An 18,743-nucleotide genomic window follows, 5' to 3' on the forward strand; every position below is an offset into this window, starting at 1 on the left:
TAACCGCCCCTGTTCTTTCTGTGCCATCCCGCTGATGCGTGGCAAGCACGTAAGCACACCGATGGATCAGCTGATTAAAAATGCTACTTCGCTGGCCCAACAAGGCACAAAAGAACTGATCCTGATTGCTCAAGATCTCACTTATTACGGCCTCGATCTATACGGCAAACGTAATTTGGATGAGTTGCTTCGCCGCCTGTCCGACGTTAACGGCATCGAGTGGATCCGTTTACAGTACGCCTACCCTTCCGGTTTCCCGATGGAGATTTTGGATGCCATGAACGAGCGCGATAACATTTGCAAATACATGGATATGCCGCTGCAGCATATTACCGATAACATGCTAAAATCGATGCGCCGCGGTTTAACCAAGCAAAAGACTATCGATGTAGTGAACCAGATTCGCGATAAAGTGCCCGGCATTGCTATGCGTACTACCCTGATCACCGGTTACCCCGGCGAAACTCAGCGCGACTTTGAAGAAATGGTTCAATGGGTTGAGGATACCAAATTTGATCGTTTAGGTTGTTTCACTTACTCGCACGAAGAAAAAACACACGCGCACTCACTGATAGATGACGTGCCGGAAGAAGTAAAGCAGGAACGGGCCGATGCTATTATGGAAGTTCAGCAGGGTATCTCTTTTGATAAGAACCAGGAAAAAATTGGCAATACTTATAAAGTGCTCATCGATAAAAAAGATGGCGGTTATTTTGTTGGACGCACGGAATATGACTCGCCAGAGGTAGACAACGAAGTGTTAATTGATGCGACTGTAAATTACGCCGCGGTTGGCAGCTTTGTTAATGTAAACATCAACAACGCCGAGGATTTTGACCTTTATGGACAAATTGTAAAATAAGTCCGATTTTGCTGTACTATGTTTGATTTAAGATTTTAAAATCTAAATTCGACACTCATAATTGAATTAAGTTTCGATATTTTACTTTCGAAATTCAATATCCGACATTCGAAACACCATGGACGCAGCCTGTATTGACTATAAAGACACCGGGTATTTTTCCCAAACCGTTATCGATTACCTGGCTAATGTTCCGGAATTAAGGTCATTTTACAGCTACCGCCCTACCATGGATGGTTTCGCGCAACTCTTCAACAATAAAAAAGTAGTAGCCGATAGGGCGCTCTTAGTACAGGTGTTGCAGGAGCAGTATTTCAAAAAGCATGAAAGTGCATCCCCTACACAGATCGAATTAAACGCAGCCGAATATATCAGGCAACAGATCGATCTGCTTGGCCATAATAACACCTACACCGTTACTACAGGTCACCAGCTCAATATATTCACCGGCCCGCTTTATTTTATTTACAAAATAGTTACCGCTATAAAGCTGTGCAGGCAGTTAAAAGAATCTTTTCCCGACAAAGACTTTGTGCCTGTTTATTGGATGGCTTCAGAAGACCATGATTTTGCCGAGATCAATTACACTAACATCGGCGGCAAAAAAGTGCATTGGTGGTATGAAGCATCGGGTGCAACAGGGCGTATAAACCCTGATACCATGCGCCAGGCCATTAATCAATACAAAGGCGTTTTAGGCATAGACGGCCATGCCGAGGAGTTAGGCCAGATGGTAGAAACCGCTTATACTAAATTTGATAAACTGGCCGATGCTACCCGTTACCTGGTCAATGCCATTTTTGGCAGGTACGGCCTGGTAATTATCGATGCTGATGATCACCGTTTAAAGCAGCAATTTGCCCCTATCATTGAGCGCGACATTATCGAACAAAACAGTTTTAAGAACATCAGCGCTGTTAATGAGCAGCTGACCAAGTTAGGCGTACATATCCAGGTCAACCCGCGCGAGATTAACTTTTTTTACCTGAAAGATCAGCTTCGCGAGCGTTTGGTCTTTGAGAACGAGCGTTACAGCGTAATGAATACTGACATCAGTTTTACCGAGGAGGAACTGAAACAGGAGATCAAGACTTCACCCGAAAGATTTAGCCCCAACGTAGTAATGCGCCCGCTTTATCAGGAATGCATCCTGCCCAACATTGCCTACATTGGCGGTGGTGCAGAGTTGGTTTACTGGCTGGAACTGAAATCAAACTTTGACCATTATGGCATTGATTTCCCTATACTTATATTGCGTAACAGTGGTTTGGTGATCAAAAAGGAAACGGCCGCCAAGATAAATAGTATGGAGCTATCGCCGGTCGATATCTTTAAAAGTGCCGACGACATCAAAAGCAGCTGGGTGCAAAAACATAGCAACCACGACCTTACCATAACAGAAGAGTGGCGCGAAATTGAGCGCGTATTCGAAAAGATCAGGTTGCGCGCACACAAGATCGACAGTACTTTAGAACCATCAGCCAGCGCCGTTCAAGCCCGCCTTAAACACGCTATGGATAATTTGCAAAAGAAACTGGTAAAAGCAGAAAAGCGCAATTACCAAACCCGCCTGGAGCAGATTGAACACATTAAAGAAGATATATTCCCTAAAAACAGCCTACAGGAGCGCAACGAAAACTTTGGCCTTGCCTATGTAAAATGGGGTCAGCTTTTCATCGATGAACTCATCCGCAATTTTGAGCCGTTAGATTTTAAGTTTACGGTACTGACGGAGTAAAGATTTTCGTTGGTAGTTAAATAGTCACAAAGTTGGACGGACGCCTGCCGCAATAAACTTTCAGAGCGGCATTAGTAACCACCAGTTTCGTGTGTGATGCGGTACCTTACCTTAAACGTGAATCTAAGCGTCAAAAGGTTATTAAGATCATTCTTAAAAGAGGCTTTATAAGAATAGCTATCTTTGCCTCATGCTAATCTTCGCACCAATCCTCCGCATTTTTACCCAAAACATCTTTACAGCGATAGGCTGCAGCGAATACCACGCGGAGCTGGCTGCTGATGTACTGTTAAAATCTGATTTACGGGGCATCGACTCGCACGGGGTAGCACGTTTAAGCGGCTACGTAAGGCTATGGGACAAAGGCCGCATCAACACTAAGCCCAATATCCAGATTATTCATGAAACCCCAACAACCGCAACTGTAGACGGCGATGCCGGCTTAGGCTTGGTTGTTGCACCGCTGGCAATGGATATGGCTATCAAAAAAGCGGCAGAATATGGATCGGGCTGGGTGTCGGTGCGCAACTCCAATCATTTTGGCATAGCCGGTTACCACGCGTTAATAGCCGTTAAAAATCACATGATCGGTTTCGCCATGACCAATGCAAGCCCGCTGGTAGCGCCTACCTTTTCAAATGAGCCCTTATTGGGTACCAACCCCATGTGCTACGCTTTTCCTGCGGGAAAATATCCGCCGGTGGTTATTGATATGGCAACTTCTGCGGCGGCCAACGGTAAATTGGAGATTGCCCAGCGTAGCGGTAAGCAGGTACCCGAAGGCTGGATCCAGGATGCACAAGGCCAATTCACTACAGATCCGCACGCCCTCAAATCAGGTGGTTCCCTTTTGCCCCTTGGCAGCAACCGTGACCATGGCAGTCACAAAGGTTTTGGCCTGGGTGCCACGGTCGATATCTTATCAGGCGTGCTATCGGGCGCAAATTACGGCCCCTGGGTGCCGCCGTTTGTATCGTTTTTAGAACCTCCGGCTAACCCGCCCGGTTTAGGGCTGGGGCATTTTGTAGGCGCTATGCGGGTAGATGGTTTCCGGCCGTTGGAAGAGTTTGCGGCTGATATGGATAACTGGATTGAAAGGTTCAAGTCGGCAACTACTGTTGATCCCGATCAAAAAGTGATTATTCCCGGCGAGCCGGAACTGGAAGCCGAAACCGACCGGCTGATTAACGGTATCCCCCTGGTTGATTCCGTTTATAACGACCTTAACGAACTGGCGGCCAGGTTCGGAGTAGCAAATTTATAAGCGACATTCATTTAATACCTCATCAGATTCCGGGCGATAACTCAATGTTTTTTGTGTTGCACATAAATTTAACGAAATTGCATGCGTTGTCGGTTAAGGCGATGTACCCCCATCATATGAAAAAATCACTATTGGCGCTGATAACAGGCAGCCTCTTCATCGGCGCCTGCTCTACTGTAAGTAAAATGGCTGTGGCACCAAAAGCGGATGGGCCGTCTATTACCAACGGTGGCAAAGTTTGGGCATCAGCCTGGCAGCAGCGGTCGGCAGAGTACAAAGCTTTATGTTTTCAGGCTTACAATCTGGCCAAAATTCGCATAGATGAGGCGCTGAAACAGCCCGCAGATAAACCACTGGCAGTTGTTACCGATATAGACGAAACAGTGTTGGATAACAGCCCGTATGATGCAATGCGCGCTTTAAATAACCAGGATTATTCACCAGCCACCTGGAAGGCCTGGACAGCTAAAGCTATCGCAGATACTGTTCCGGGTGCGCCCTCGTTTTTTAAATATGCGGCATCGAAAGGGGTTGCAGTATTCTACATTACTAACAGAGAGGAGGATGAGCGCGCCGCAACCATAAAAAACCTGCAAAAATACGGCATGCCCAATGCGGATAACGTTCACTTATTTTTGAGGCAGTCATCATCCAGTAAAGAGAGCCGCCGCCTGCAGGTGTTGCAGTCGCATAAGATAATATTGCTTTGTGGCGATAACCTGCCAGACTTTGACGTACTATACGATAACCACCCTGCTGAGCAAAACAGGCTGGCCGTTACAGAGCGGTTGCACAATGAATTCGGCAACCGATACATTATTATCCCAAACGCCGCCTACGGCGATTTTGAAGGTGCGCTCTTTAATAACAATAACAAACTTACCAATGCGCAAAAAGATTCCACCATCCGTAGTAAGGTAAAGGTGGATAAGCAATAGGCTCCTGTTAAGTTTGTGTTAACTCTGACTAATTGACCATAGCTTTGCGTAATTTTGAACATAACGCATGTTTAAATGATACGTAAAGTTTTTACAACCCTTACGGCAGTAGCCATCACCGCTAACGCTTTTGCACAAACTCCCGGTACAATTGCCGCTACTCAACAGGTGCTTTTACCAAACGGATGGAAATTAAGCCCCACCGGCCGCAGCCTGCCACTTGGCGACCTGCCGCTAAATATGCAGCTTTCCTCATCAGGAAAACTGCTGGCAGTAACCAATAATGGGCAAAGCACACAGTCGCTACAACTGATAGATCCGCGGAGCGAAAAGCTGCTTGACGAAAAAGTGCTGGGTAAATCATGGTATGGGATCGCGTTCAGCAATAACGAAAGTAAACTGTATGCATCCGGTGGTAATGATAATATCATTCTCACTTTTAACCTTAGCGATAATAAACTGGGTAAACCTGATACGATTAAATTAGGCCAGCCATGGCCCAAAAGTAAAATAGGCCCAACGGGCATGGTAGTAAACAAGGCAGGCAACCGCCTTTACACCGTTACTAAAGAAGACAGTTCGCTTTACATCATAGACCCTAACCAGCGCACCATCCTCAATAAAGTTAAATTAGCTGCCGAGGCTTACAGCTGCGTGCTATCTCCGGATGAAAAAACTATATATATCTCTTTATGGGGCGGCGATAAAGTAGCGTTTTACAATACTGAAACTGGCAAGCTTAGCAGCATTTCCACCGGCAGCCACCCAAATGAATTATTGCTTAATAAAAAAGGCAACCTACTTTTTGTAGCTAACGCTAACGATAACTCGGTATCCATTATCAACACCGTAACTCGCAAAACGCTCGAGACGGTATCAACTGCATTGTATCCAACCAAGTTAAGCGGGTCAACTACCAACGGCTTCGCCCTTTCAGCCAATCAAAAAACGCTGTACATTGCTAATGCAGATAACAATTGCCTTGCGGTATTTAATGTATCTAAACCCGGCAATAGCCAAAGCCGCGGCTTTATCCCGGTTGGCTGGTACCCTACCAACGTTAAAATGCTGGGCAGTAAAATTTTGGTGAGCAACGGAAAAGGCTTCACATCTATGGCCAACCCTAAAGGTCCTCAGCCCGTTAAAAAAACCGATAACAGCGGCTATCAAACCGGCGCCATCAACAGCCGTGAGCAATATATCGGCGGTTTGTTCAAGGGAACCCTGTCGTTTATTGAAACCCCGACAGATCTCCAGCTTAAGGCTTTCACCAAACAAGTGTATGCCAATACACCGTTTACCAGCGCTATTGAAAAGGTGGCCAAAGGCGAGGCCGGCAACCCAATTCCACGCAAAAAAGGAGATGTATCGCCCATTAAGCACGTGTTTTATATCATTAAAGAAAACCGCACCTATGACCAGGTAATGGGAGACGCCGAAGCAGGGAACGGCGACACATCATTATGCATCTTTGGTAAAAAAGTAACTCCAAACCAGCATGCCATCGCTAACGAATTTGTGCTGCTGGATAACTTCTATGTTGATGCCGAGGTTAGCGCCGACGGACACAATTGGAGCATGGCCGCTTACGCTACCGACTTTGTAGAAAAAACCTGGCCGACCAGTTATGGCGGCCGTGGCGGTACATATGATTTTGAAGGCACCCGCAAGGCAGCCTTTCCGCGCGATGGCTTCATCTGGGATTATTGTAAACGCGCCGGCTTAACATACCGTACCTATGGCGAATTTGCTGAGGGCGGCGCCAAGCCAAAGGCTAATATTAAATCGCTTGAAGGGCATTTTTGCATGCAGGCGCCGGGCTTTGATATGAACATTAAGGATACTACCCGGGTGCGAATCTGGGCGCATGATTTTGACTCGCTGGTTACGCGCAATGCCGTACCGCAGTTCAACACCATCCGTCTTTCTAACGATCATACCAGCGGGCAGCGTAAAGGGGCCTTTACCCCTATCGCTGCAGTTGCCGATAATGACCTGGCGGTCGGCCAGTTCATAGCCCACCTGTCGCAAAGCCCTGTTTGGAAAGAGAGTGTAGTTTTTGTGTTGGAGGATGATGCACAAAACGGCCCCGACCATATTGATGCACACCGGTCACCAGTTTTTGTTGCAGGGCCTTACGTAAAACGCAACGCCGTTATACACAACATGTACTCTACATCGGGCGTACTGCGTACGATTGAATTGATATTAGGCCTGCCCCCTATGAGCCAGTATGATGCCGCTGCAATGCCACTGTATGAATGCTTTACATCAAAGCCCGACCTGTCGCCGTATTTAGCCAAATCGGCCCGGGTAAGCCTGGATCAACGCAATGTTGCCGTTAATGAAAGCAGCCGCCGGTCCGAGTCTTTTAATCTTGCCAAAGAAGATTCGGCACCTGATCTGGACCTTAACGAAGTAGTATGGAAATCTGTTAAAGGTGAAAACGCAATAATGCCGGCGCCCAAACGCAGCGCTTTTGTTATATTAGAGAAGAAAAAGAAACAGGACGACGACTAATTTGTTGCTTAGCTTACCAAATCACACTTAAGCATGACGATCCTCGAAAATGAATTCCTGAAGGTAGCTATCGATACCAAAGGCGCGCAGCTTTCATCATTATATAATAAGCAAACTGGTACAGAGCAGCTTTGGCAGGCCAAACCCGATGTATGGGGTTACCACGCACCTAACCTGTTCCCGATAGTAGGCCAGTTGAGTAATGACGAGTTATTGGTAGACGGCCAAGCTTACCCGATGAAAAGGCATGGTTTTGCCCGTCAGTCGGAATTTATTTTGCTGGATAGTGATGACGAGCACGCCGGCTTTTCACTGCCTTACTGCGAAAAAACGCTGGCTGTTTATCCATACAAGTTTGATTTTCAGGTACTGTATACGCTGATAGAAAATGCCTTGCGTGTAACTTATAAACTCATCAATCGGGATAAAAAAACTATCTACTTTTCTGTAGGTGGCCACCCGGCGTTTAATGTGCCGTTTCATCCCGGTGAGCGTTATGAAGATTATTATATAGAGTTTGAAGCGCCGGAAAAGCTGGTTACCCACCTGCTTACCCCTGAGGGTTTGTTTGACGGACAAACGCACCCCGTACCCGTAAACAATCAAAGATTACAGCTTACACGTAATCTGTTTGCCGCCGACGCTTTAGTGTTTAAGGACCTGAAATCGCGCATGGTGACGATTAAAAGCACAAAGCATGACGAAACGCTATCGGTAGAATATTCACACTTTAACTATCTTGGGTTGTGGGCCAAACCGGGCGCCGATTTTTTATGTATCGAGCCATGGCTGGGTTGCGCCGACAGCACCGGTGATAAGAAAGATATTGCGCAAAAAGAAGCTATCCAAAAAGTGGTTACAGGGCATGTTTTTGAAGCTTCGTTTTTTATCAGCATATGACTATGCAACCATTTGTTTAAAACCGTCGTCAATACAATAAACAAAACATGAAAAAGAAAATATACCTGATCGCTCTTACATTAATGCTTTTTGTAACTGCCTCTAACACCCGGGCAGCCAACCTTGCCGACGATAAAAAGGCTTATATGGAAATGGCCGCCAACATGACCAAAGAGCAAAAGCAAGCTCGTATCGATGAAATAAAATTGCGTGTGCAGGAAATTAAGGAGATGGATAAATCCCACCTGGACAAAGCGGAAAAGAAAGAATTGAAAAGCGAATTAAAAAACCTGAAGCACGAAGCCCAGGCTATTAGCGGCGGTGGTGTTTATTTGTCGATAGGTGCTATCCTTATCGTTATCTTAATTATTCTGCTGATTCTTTAAAACGACTTTAAGTAAAATAGCAGAAAGGCACGATGAATGTGTGTTTTCTGCTATTTTGCAACAGGCAACTCGCCTAACACGGGATGATCCAGTGTGGAAATTTCCTGGTGATTGCCAAGCAGCTGATCAAATACCACTACTTCGTTAATCCCCTTTTTTAGCCATACCGCAGGCACATAAAGCGTTTGCTGCGGGCCGATATTCCAATACTTACCCAGGTTATGGCCATTAACAAAAACAAAGCCTTTCCAAAACCGTGCATATCCAAATAAGTATTGCGTCCATTAAGAAATTGTTATCGCCTAACGCAAACGTGTGGTTAACCGTTTGCGCGTTTGCCTAAGCGATACACAACACCAGGGCCCATTGATTAAGATCCTTTTCACCATATCTCCCCGCTACTTATTAAAACAAGCCCAGTTGCCCTTTATCATCTATTTCAATGTCGTTAGGATTGGTTATCTCGAAATCGATCTTCTTAGCCGGCTTGACTTCATTAGGCTCTGCCGGTTTCTCAGATGAAACTTTTGCCGGTTGGACAGATTGCTGTTCTGTAAAGGGATTTAAGAGTGCAGATTGTGAGGCTTGCGGCACCATGTCGGCTGCAGGCGCTGTATCAACTGCCTCCTTATCTTCGCCGGTCAGGGTTATTTCAGTATCTTCTATGGTATCCGGTGCCGGGTCTGGTACATCTTCCGCATCATCATGCTCGGCAATCAACTCGACAGTTTTAACCTGGTGAACAGACAGGCGATTGCCCATCGCTTTCATACCCTTTATGTCTATCAGGTCGGTAAGGTTTAACTCTACCATTTCGGGGATAAGTGTTTTGCCTTTCAGTTGCTCTACCTTAACCACCGGCTGCGCGGCGCCAGAGATGATCATGAGTCTTGACCCGCTTTCATCACTAATGATACTGGTTTGCTTGCCGATTACCGTATTTTCGAATACAAAACGCTTCACCATGTAATTTTTGGATTTGCCATCGTAATGCACTACGGCAAAAACCTTGGAAGGATCGTACTTTTCGATCAGTATCATCTTATCATCAAAGTGATTGTTCAGATCAAAACTGGTCAGCTCGTAAACACCATTACTCAATACGTTAAGCACCCGGTCATCGCCATCAAATTCGCCCAGGTATTTACCACGGCTATCTGCGTTAAGGCGTTTAAGGATATCATCATACCAAATTTTACGGCCAGCTAAGGTGCTTATGCCTTTACTTTTTAATACCACCTTTTTAACCGGGTATTTGGTAACCATATTACCAATGGATGCGCGCCCCTTGATAGCCAGGGCTGCAAAATCTTCGTCAAAATTCAGCTTTTTGAGTTTAGCATGCGGTTTAAGCTGTACCGTTACGATCTCTGCTTCGCCGTTAGGGTTGGCGGTAAAGTAAAGCACCTTTGAGCCTTTGCTACCCTTAGTTAAATCATATTCTTTATCGCGGGTTACACCAGTTACCGAAAAACGTTTGATATAACTAACACCGCTCTGCCCGTCTTTATAGATCATGTTATAAACGGTGCGCTCGTCATTCTTTTTAAATACGGCAACATGCTCAATGTCCTTACCTACAAACACTTTATCCTGCACCTTGGTCACAATAAAACGCCCGTCGCCACGAAATACAATGATCTCGTCGATATCCGAACAATCGCAAACAAATTCGTCTTTCTTTAAACCCGAACCCACAAAGCCATCTTCGCGGTTTACGTATAATTTCACGTTAGCAAGGGCCACTTGTGATGCTTCCACCTTATCGAAAGTGCGCAACTCCGTTTTACGGCCACGGTCTTTACCATATTTCTCCTTCAGTTTTTCAAACCAGGCGATGGTATAATCGGTAAGGTGCTTAAGGTGATTTTTAACCGTTTTGATCTCAGCTTCTAATGATTTGATCTGCTCATCCGTTTTCTTGACATCGAAACGGGTGATGCTGCTCATCGGCTTATCAATCAATCGCTTGTAATCGTCATTGGTGATCGCCCGGTAAAACTGCGGGAAAAACGGCCCGAACAACCTGTTCAAAACGCCTACAACCTCTTCAAAATCTTTAGAACTTTCGTAATCAGGGTGTTTATACATCCCCTCCTGGATAAATATCTTAAGAAGCGAGCTGAAGAAGATCTTCTCCATCAGGTCCTTTAGTTTGATCTCCAGTTCCTGCTTGAGCAGCGCTTTGGTATAATGCGTGCTCTCAGTAAGCATATCATTCACGCTCATGAAGCGCGGCTTATCATCTTGTATTACACAGGTATTGGGCGATATAGATACCTCGCAATCTGTAAAGGCATACAAGGCATCAATGGTAACGTCTGGCGATATGCCGGGCGCCAGGTGAATAACTATCTCGACATTCTGAGCGGTGTTATCCTCTATTTTTTTGATCTTGATCTTACCCTTATCATTGGCAGATATCACACTATCAATTAGCCCGCCTGTTGTGGTAGTGAACGGAATTTCGGTTATGGTAAGGGTCTTTTTATCGCGCTCGATGATCTTGGCGCGCACGCGGATCCTGCCGCCGCGCTGGCCCTCATTATAGGCAGATGCATCGGCCATACCACCGGTAGGAAAATCAGGCAGCAAGTTTGGCCTGTCGCCGCGCAAAACAGCCGTAGATGCATCAATCAGTTCAATAAAGTTATGCGGTAAAATTTTAGTTGCCAAACCAACGGCAATTCCTTCGGCACCCTGGGCAAGTAACAGCGGGAACTTTACCGGCAGCGTAATAGGCTCGCGGTTACGGCCGTCATAACTGGCCTGCCAAACGGTAGTATCCGGATTAAAAACAACATCCAATGCAAATTTTGACAACCTGGCCTCGATGTAACGCGGGGCCGCTGCCGAGTCGCCTGTTACCGGGTCGCCCCAGTTACCCTGGCAATCAATCAGCAGGTTTTTCTGGCCTATCTGCACCATGGCATCACCTATGGAAGCATCACCATGCGGGTGGTACTTCATGGTATTACCAATAACGTTAGCGGCTTTATTAAAGCGCCCGTCGTCCATTTCCTTTAACGAATGCAAGATACGGCGCTGTACCGGCTTTAAGCCGTCATTGATGTGCGGCACCGCACGATCCAATATCACATACGATGCGTAGTCTAAAAACCAATTCTCGTAAAGCCCGTCAAGGGTGGTGATTTTTTGAAGCTTGTTATCTTCGGTATTGTTATCAGGAATATCAGGATTGCTTAGATCTTCACTCATTCGTTAGCTAAAAAATTTGGATGGGTAAAGATAAGATAATGCATAGAAATGCGGATGTGGAGCATCAGGGATTTTATAAACAAAACACGCCACCTACTCTCTTAACTTCTTCTGCTCTCGCAACATCGCCCCATAATCCATTCGCCTGACTGCTGCGCTAAGAGTTAGGGCTATTCGGTTGGCTCGGGTCTGTTCGGTCTTTGCATCGTTTATCCATTTAATGAAATATCCGCGGTGCGATTTAGACAGCCTGTTGAAGTAATCCAATGCCTCGGGCTGCTCATAATCAAAGCATTCCTGCAGGTCGTCGGGCATCTCCAGTTTAAAATCCGCGTCATGCTCCAGCCTCACGCGCAAAATAGCGCCCCGCTCCTTTCGGATGGCTTTACGAATAGGTTCGTTAAGCGCAAATATGTAAACGCCCTGCCCGTGGGGCAATAGTGATTTACCGGCAATTTCGAAATTGTCCAGGAAGCCTTTGACCCGATAGGCCCTTTTCTCACCGGGCTTTATCTGCTGCGATATATCCGCAGGGATCTCAATGTAGGTCCAGCCGGTTTTATCACCATATTCACCAAACTGTAAAATGGTGGTAGTAAAATCAACCATAGCCAAATATAAGCCACATGCATGGCAAATGTTAAATGTTTGTTAAATAGGCCGTTTTAACAGTTAAGGCTGTAACGAACGGATTTGGCTTGCATCTTATCAATACAAATTAACAATATCCTAAAAACAATTTCCATGAAAACTTTAAAATCGATCATCCTTGGTTTAGCCTTACTTATTGTATGCGGAACCGTAAAAGCCAATACCCCGCCTAACAGCGCTAACCTGACAAAAACCTATGCAGTTAACACGTATGTAAATGCCGTTACCCGTGGCAAGCTAGATGGCTTGAATGACGTGCTTGATAAATCTGTTAAATTTAGCATGCTGCGCGGCAATGACATGCTAAGTTTTGATAAACAAGAGATGTTAAATTTTATGAAAAAAGACCGCAATGTACAGCAAAGCTGCCTTACCAGCACCCATGTGGTAGAAAACAGTAACGACGTTGCCGTAGTAAGGGTTGATATGCATTACGACGGATTTGTACGCAGCAATTACTTAACTGTTGCCAACACAGCAGATGGTTGGAAGATAACTAACGTATACAGCGTTTTTAAATAAGCTTTTAGTTTTAGTATGTTGAGTGGAAGGTTGCCGTATTAAGCCGGCAACCTTTTTTATTTTACCAGCGGTTGCAAAACTGCCTGCCATTTATCATAACCCCTGCTATTAAGATGCAGCATATCTTTTTCAAATAAAGATGCATCCGGCTGCGCGGTTACAGGATCAAGTATGGCAGACGACACATCTACATAATGGCCTTTATTGCGGCTAAGGAGATAGATCCTGATCAGCCGGTTGGCTGCCCTTACCTGGTCAATGTATTTGGCACGGCTTGGGCTGGGTTTTATCGACATGAAATAAATTTCAGCACCTGGTAGTTTCTGGCGCACCATTGCCCATAGCTTGGTAAATTGCTGGGCTACAAATACACCGGTTTTGCCGGCAGCTATGTCATTTTCGCCTGCATAAATAAACACTTTACGCGGTTTGTAAGGGAAAAGGATATAAGGCGTGTAATAATCAACCAACTGCTCCAATGTACAACCGCCTACTCCGCGCCGTATAATGGGCGACTGGCTAAAGCGCTGCTCCAGATCTGTCCACTTGCGGATAGATGAACTGCCGATAAACAATATTCCGTTTTTAGGAGGCATTTGTAAGCTATCCTGTTTTTTAAAATCGCGGATCTCGTTATCGAAAGGGAAACCGGTTTGTGCCTTAGCAACTCCGGTAGCAGCCAATAAAAAAAGCAGGATTATCTTAAATTTCATGTGGTTTGAATTAAACGTTCTTCAAAAAAGGCAAACGGCATCATACTGTCGACACCACTCATAACCCATACAGGGCCGTCAATGCAGTACAACAGCACTTTCATCGGGCTGTTTTGCCTTTTTTCGCATTCGGCCATTACCTGCAGGCACGATCCGCATGAGGTTACCGGTTTCAAGATAGGAAATTCGTTGGTATGTGCAGTAACCGCCATAGCAATGATAGGGTCGTCGGCATGGTTTGCACCCCAATTAAATAATGCTACCCGCTCCGCACACAGGCCGGATGGATAGGCAACATTTTCCTGGTTGCTGGCGTGTAATACGGTACCGCTCTTAAGCTTCACTGCAACACCTACTTTAAATTTAGAGTAAGGAGAATGAGAAGATGCCAAAGCGCTTTCGGCTTCGGCACATAGTTTTTGATCTGCCTCGCTTAACTCTTCAATAGAATCATATTCGTTAAAGGCTATTTTAATTTCGTGTTTTGTCATTCTTGTAGCCCGCTCAAAAAAGAGGGGGATACAAGATAGGGGTTATTTAAATAAAAAGCAAACTATACGGCAACATCCAACTCCACATTATCCACCTGTTCGGCCACTAACGGGTTAACGCTTTCATCATCTTTTTCTACCCGCAGGTTATTTACAATATGCTGTTGGCGGGTCGGGGTGTTTTTACCCATAAAATATTCCAGCAAGGCTTTGATATTGGCATCTTTCAGGAACACCGGGTCTAACCGGATATCCTTACCGATGAACAACCCAAACTCATCCGGTGAGATCTCTCCCAATCCTTTAAAGCGTGTGATCTCTGGCTTAACACCAAGGCTGGCGATGGCGTTTCGGCGCTCTTCATCGCTATAGCAGTAAATGGTTTGCTTTTTATTACGCACACGGAACAGCGGCGTTTGTAATATAGACACGTGGCCGGCCTTCACCAGGTCGGGGAAGAACTGCAAAAAGAATGTCATCAGCAGCAAACGGATGTGCATGCCATCCACATCGGCATCAGTAGCTATTACAATATTATTATATCGCAGGCCGTCAATGCCATCCTCAATGTTTAGTGCATGCTGCAGCAAGTTAAATTCCTCGTTCTCGTAAACCACTTTTTTTGTAAGCCCAAAACAGTTTAACGGCTTACCTTTTAAACTGAACACCGCTTGCGTTTGCACATCGCGAGATTTGGTGATGGATCCACTGGCCGAGTCTCCCTCAGTGATGAACAGGGTGGTTTCCTGTTTGCGCTCATGGTTATCATCAAAATGCAGTTTGCAGTCTCGCAATTTACGATTGTGCAGGGATGCTTTTTTTGCGCGGTCGTTAGCCAGTTTTTTAATACCGGCAATATCCTTTCGTTCCCGCTCCGATTGCAGGATACGCTTAAGCAAAGCATCAGCAGTAGCCGGGTTCTTATGCAAAAAGTTGTCTAATTCACGCTTTAAAAAATCACCGATAAAGGCCCGTACAGACGGCCCCTCGGGGCCAATATTTTGCGACCCCAATTTGGTTTTTGTTTGCGATTCGAATACCGGTTCCTGAACCTTTATAGCAATAGCTGCTACAATTGATGCGCGGATATCTGAAGCATCAAATTCCTTTTTGTAAAACTCGCGCACGGTTTTAACTACCGCTTCGCGAAAGGCCGCCTGGTGTGTACCACCCTGAGTTGTATGCTGGCCGTTAACGAATGAATAGTACTCCTCTCCGTATGATTGGCCGTGTGTCATGGCTATCTCGATATCTTCACCTCTTAGGTGGATGATGGGATAACGCAGGTTCTCGGCATCAGCGTTACGTACGAGTAAATCATAAAGGCCGCGTTCAGAAAAATATTTTTGCCCGTTAAAGTTGATAGTTAAGCCAGCGTTCAGGAACACATAGTTCCAGATCATATTTTCAACAAACTCGGGTATAAAGCGGTAATGGCGGAAGATGCTATCATCCGGGAAAAAGTTAATGGCTGTACCATTGCGCTGAGATGTTTCTTTTTCAGGTTCATCGCGCACCAATTCGCCTTTTTCAAACTCCGCAATTTTTGTGCGGCCATCACGGTACGATTGTACGGTAAACGAATTGGATAGCGCATTTACCGCTTTGGTACCCACGCCGTTTAATCCTACAGATTTTTGAAATGCCTTACTATCGTATTTACCACCGGTGTTGATCTTTGATACACAATCGATCACCTTACCCAGCGGAATGCCGCGGCCATAATCACGTACAGATACTTTATGATCGCTCATGTTGATATCTATCGTGCGGCCGGCACCCATTACAAACTCATCTATCGAATTGTCGACAATCTCTTTCAGCAACACATAAACACCGTCGTCAAAGGCCGAGCCGTCACCCAGCTTACCGATATACATACCGGGGCGTAAACGGATGTGCTCTTTCCAATCGAGCGAACGGATACTATCGTCATTATAATTTACTTGCTCTGCCATGTTTTGATAAAATTCGGGGATGCGAAACGCCCCGATTGCAAAAATAAGTTTCCTGCACTTAATTCAATATTAAATGTGCTAACATCTTAACATTTATAAGGCTACTGTTTAAACTTTACGCAATTACTGGCCCTATCCATGTTCTTGAAAAACTCGGGGCCTTTTTCATTACCAAAGCAAACTGCCATAATGGTCCCGGTACGATCTTTTTGCAGGGTTACCAGTAAAGCGTATTTGTAATGTTTGGTTACGGCCAGGTCTGGCAGGGTAAGCAGGTAAGATTTACCGGCATCGGCATTATATCGGGCAGCTATATTATAAGGGATGTTTCGGGCTTTTAAATCGCGGCTGCCGCTAAATGCAATTGCGTGGGCATTACCCAGGCCAATGTATACCGAATCGGGGTTGGCCTGGCGGGTATTACGGTTATCAAGTGAATTTTGATAACTGGCGTAATTTTCTTTTTGCGAACGCACCTGTAGCCATATTTCAAACTCCTGGCCGGGCAGTTCCATCGCATAATCAAAAGAATAATCTTCGTTATCAGGTGCTTTGATTTCCTTAAAACCCGGCGGGAAGTTAAAAGCGACGTTGGCTTGCGCAGTATTTTGTAAAAAGCTTGTTAATTGATCACTCGCTGCAGATTTTTTTTGAGCGATAAATACTGATTTTTTTTTGAGCGACCCTTTTTTTGCCTGTGCAAAAACAGGCGCAACACAAAGCAACAATATTCCCGTAAGTAATAATTGTTTAATTTGGTTCAAAATAGTCGTATTAGAATAGGGTCGCACAAAAATAACTGATCGAATTTAAATACTTTTAAACGGTAAATAAAAAATTAAGTTAAAATATAAATTTAAAAAATAAACACATAGGTAACATTTATGAGTATCGTACCCAAACTTAACCGCTTCGACCTTACCATGATTGTGATAAGCCTGGTAATTGGCATGGGCATTTTTGGCACCCCCAGCGATGTTGCGGTTAAGGCAGGTAACGCCTGGATATTTTTTGGCGCGTGGATATTCGGTGGGCTGGTTACTTTGTGCGGTGCGCTCACCTTTGCCGAAATTGGCGCCCGCTACCCAACTACAGGCGGGTTTTATAAAGTATTTTCCTACTGTTATCACCCTGCCTTTGCTTTTATGATCAACTGGGTACTGGTGATCAGTAACGCAGCATCTGTAGCGGCAGTGGCGCTTTTGGGTGCCGAATATATTAACCCTATTTTACTACCGCAAAACCTGCAAAATAGCACAGGCACCAAGCTTACCACCATTGCAACGGTACTGGTATTGTACGCAATTAACTTTTTAGGTATAAAATTGAGCGCCCAAACCCAAAATGTCCTTACAATTTTTAAGGTGGGGATGATTTTGCTGCTTTGTACCGTTGTTTTTAAAAGCGATGTCCATGCGGTTAATCCTATCGCTGCTGTCCCTCATACCGGGAGTATGATTACGGCATTCGGGTTAAGTTTAGTAGCGGTTTTTTTCACTTACACCGGCTATGCGCAAACCATTAATTTTGGAGGTGATATTATTAATGCAAAAAGAGATATTCCGAAAGCTATCTTTTTTGGGATGGCAGTGATCATCAGTCTTTACCTGGCTATTAATTATGCTTATTACTACGTGTTAGGCATCGGTGGCTTGCAGCAAAACCATACGCTGGCAGCTACACTGGCAGGGGTTATTTTTGGTGCCATGGGTTATAAAATCACATCTGTTTTAATGTTCGTATCTGTTGTAGCCTATGTAAATGTAAATATCATGTCGAGCCCGAGGGTTTATTACGCCATGGCCGAGGATGGCATATTGCCGCCGATATTTAAAAGGATAAATCCAAAAACACAGGTGCAAGAATTTGGCATGAGTTTTTTTGTGGTGGCTATTCTCGTCATATTATTTTTTGTTGGCTCTTTTAGCGATATGCTCAAGTATGTAATGTTCTTTGAGCTAATCGGTATCTCATTAGCCGCTATAACCATTTTTATTCTACGCAAAAAAACAAAGCATTTAGATGTATCGGATATCTACACCATTAAATGGTTCCCTCTTGTGCCCATTATCTTTATCCTTTCGTATTGGTTTGTCACCCTTAATATTTTTATCAGCTTTAGCGCAAACCCTTACGCAGCATTGCTGTGCCTGGCCGCATATGTAATTGGATTACTTATTTATTACCTTAGCGCGCGTAAAAAAACTCAGTTTCCTGACAAATTATAGAAACAATCTTTTTAAATTATTTTAAAAAGTATTTCCTATTTTACATATGGTTTAGTAAGTTTGTAGCAATGATAGCATACAGATCATTAAACAGGCATTTTAGTTTCTCCTCTATAGAGGATTTAATTTTATAGTTAATTGGTTTTAATCCTCGCTTCGGTGGGGATTTTTTTTATGCCAATATTTTGCAGATCAATACATTACAAACATAAATTATGGCAAGATTAAACTTATTGGAAGAGACGCGTTATGAGAAGCTGCCGGTAACGGTTTATGCCGATCAGGCAACGGCATCGGTAGCAGTGGCGCAGCGCATCGCAGCGCTCATCCGCACCCGGCAGTCCGAAGGCAAA

General features: G+C 44.8%; 16 protein-coding genes. 9 read left to right on the plus strand and 7 right to left on the minus strand.

The features are described 5' to 3' along the window. The 7 genes from ACE5CV_RS00955 to ACE5CV_RS00985 form a co-directional block, all read left to right on the plus strand. Window positions 1–862, plus strand: an 862-nt coding sequence (locus tag ACE5CV_RS00955; RefSeq protein ID WP_374948275.1) for a MiaB/RimO family radical SAM methylthiotransferase, incomplete at its 5' end; no start/stop codon positions are given. Window positions 863–980: 118 nt separating this feature from the next. After that, on the plus strand, window positions 981–2,600 hold the full coding sequence (bshC, locus tag ACE5CV_RS00960; protein ID WP_374948276.1) for a bacillithiol biosynthesis cysteine-adding enzyme BshC: 1,620 nt from the start codon (window positions 981–983) through the stop codon (window positions 2,598–2,600). A gap of 190 nt (window positions 2,601–2,790) precedes the next feature. Then, a complete protein-coding gene (locus ACE5CV_RS00965; RefSeq protein WP_374948277.1) occupies window positions 2,791–3,864 on the plus strand; it encodes an Ldh family oxidoreductase in 1,074 nt (357 codons plus the stop codon). A gap of 116 nt (window positions 3,865–3,980) precedes the next feature. Beyond that, window positions 3,981–4,802: a 5'-nucleotidase, lipoprotein e(P4) family gene (locus tag ACE5CV_RS00970; protein ID WP_374948278.1), complete on the plus strand. Its 822-nt coding sequence runs from the start codon at window positions 3,981–3,983 to the stop codon at window positions 4,800–4,802. A 75-nt stretch (window positions 4,803–4,877) separates the two neighbouring features. Continuing rightward, a complete protein-coding gene (locus ACE5CV_RS00975) occupies window positions 4,878–7,322 on the plus strand; it encodes a bifunctional YncE family protein/alkaline phosphatase family protein (RefSeq protein WP_374948279.1) in 2,445 nt (814 codons plus the stop codon). Between the two features lie 33 nt (window positions 7,323–7,355). Next, window positions 7,356–8,222 carry an aldose 1-epimerase family protein gene (locus tag ACE5CV_RS00980; protein ID WP_374948280.1) on the plus strand — a complete coding sequence of 289 codons (867 nt, stop codon included), beginning with the start codon at window positions 7,356–7,358 and terminating at the stop codon, window positions 8,220–8,222. Window positions 8,223–8,269: 47 nt separating this feature from the next. Then, window positions 8,270–8,608 carry a hypothetical protein gene (locus ACE5CV_RS00985; protein ID WP_374948281.1) on the plus strand — a complete coding sequence of 113 codons (339 nt, stop codon included), beginning with the start codon at window positions 8,270–8,272 and terminating at the stop codon, window positions 8,606–8,608. A gap of 50 nt (window positions 8,609–8,658) precedes the next feature. On the opposite strand, the gene ACE5CV_RS00990 is transcribed toward ACE5CV_RS00985, so the two are convergent. The 3 genes from ACE5CV_RS00990 to ACE5CV_RS01000 all read right to left on the minus strand — a co-directional run bounded on the left by ACE5CV_RS00990 (window position 8,659) and on the right by ACE5CV_RS01000 (window position 12,436). Beyond that, the gene (locus ACE5CV_RS00990) at window positions 8,659–8,784 is read right to left on the minus strand and encodes a hypothetical protein (RefSeq protein ID WP_374948282.1); all 126 of its coding nucleotides are present in this window, start codon (window positions 8,782–8,784) and stop codon (window positions 8,659–8,661) included. A 229-nt stretch (window positions 8,785–9,013) separates the two neighbouring features. Beyond that, window positions 9,014–11,827, minus strand: a complete 2,814-nt coding sequence (locus ACE5CV_RS00995) for a DNA gyrase/topoisomerase IV subunit A (protein WP_374948283.1) — start codon at window positions 11,825–11,827, stop codon at window positions 9,014–9,016. 93 nt (window positions 11,828–11,920) lie between these two features. After that, the gene (locus ACE5CV_RS01000; RefSeq protein ID WP_374948284.1) at window positions 11,921–12,436 is read right to left on the minus strand and encodes a YdeI/OmpD-associated family protein; all 516 of its coding nucleotides are present in this window, start codon (window positions 12,434–12,436) and stop codon (window positions 11,921–11,923) included. A gap of 135 nt (window positions 12,437–12,571) precedes the next feature. Between ACE5CV_RS01000 and ACE5CV_RS01005 the strand changes: the two genes are divergently transcribed. Then, window positions 12,572–13,000 (plus strand): nuclear transport factor 2 family protein, encoded by a 429-nt coding sequence (locus tag ACE5CV_RS01005; RefSeq protein WP_374948285.1) that lies wholly within the window; start codon window positions 12,572–12,574, stop codon window positions 12,998–13,000. Between the two features lie 56 nt (window positions 13,001–13,056). Here ACE5CV_RS01005 and ACE5CV_RS01010 read toward each other — a convergent pair whose 3' ends face one another. From ACE5CV_RS01010 to ACE5CV_RS01025, 4 genes are all read right to left on the minus strand, one after another. Then, on the minus strand, window positions 13,057–13,713 hold the full coding sequence (locus ACE5CV_RS01010; RefSeq protein ID WP_374948286.1) for a GDSL-type esterase/lipase family protein: 657 nt from the start codon (window positions 13,711–13,713) through the stop codon (window positions 13,057–13,059). Beyond that, window positions 13,710–14,204, minus strand: a complete 495-nt coding sequence (locus tag ACE5CV_RS01015) for a cytidine deaminase (RefSeq protein ID WP_374948287.1) — start codon at window positions 14,202–14,204, stop codon at window positions 13,710–13,712. The genes ACE5CV_RS01010 and ACE5CV_RS01015 overlap by 4 nt, the downstream gene beginning before the upstream one ends. A 62-nt stretch (window positions 14,205–14,266) precedes the next feature. Then, window positions 14,267–16,162 carry a DNA topoisomerase IV subunit B gene (locus tag ACE5CV_RS01020; protein ID WP_374948288.1) on the minus strand — a complete coding sequence of 632 codons (1,896 nt, stop codon included), beginning with the start codon at window positions 16,160–16,162 and terminating at the stop codon, window positions 14,267–14,269. Between the two features lie 101 nt (window positions 16,163–16,263). Then, a complete protein-coding gene (locus ACE5CV_RS01025) occupies window positions 16,264–16,926 on the minus strand; it encodes a hypothetical protein (RefSeq protein WP_374948289.1) in 663 nt (220 codons plus the stop codon). Between the two features lie 120 nt (window positions 16,927–17,046). Here ACE5CV_RS01025 and ACE5CV_RS01030 point away from each other — a divergent pair, with 120 nt between their 5' ends. After that, complete coding sequence (locus ACE5CV_RS01030) at window positions 17,047–18,390, plus strand: APC family permease (RefSeq protein WP_374948290.1); 1,344 nt, start codon at window positions 17,047–17,049, stop codon at window positions 18,388–18,390. Window positions 18,391–18,743: the final 353 nt, after the last annotated feature.

The organism is Mucilaginibacter sp. (genome assembly GCF_964263795.1).
Classification (GTDB): domain Bacteria; phylum Bacteroidota; class Bacteroidia; order Sphingobacteriales; family Sphingobacteriaceae; genus Mucilaginibacter.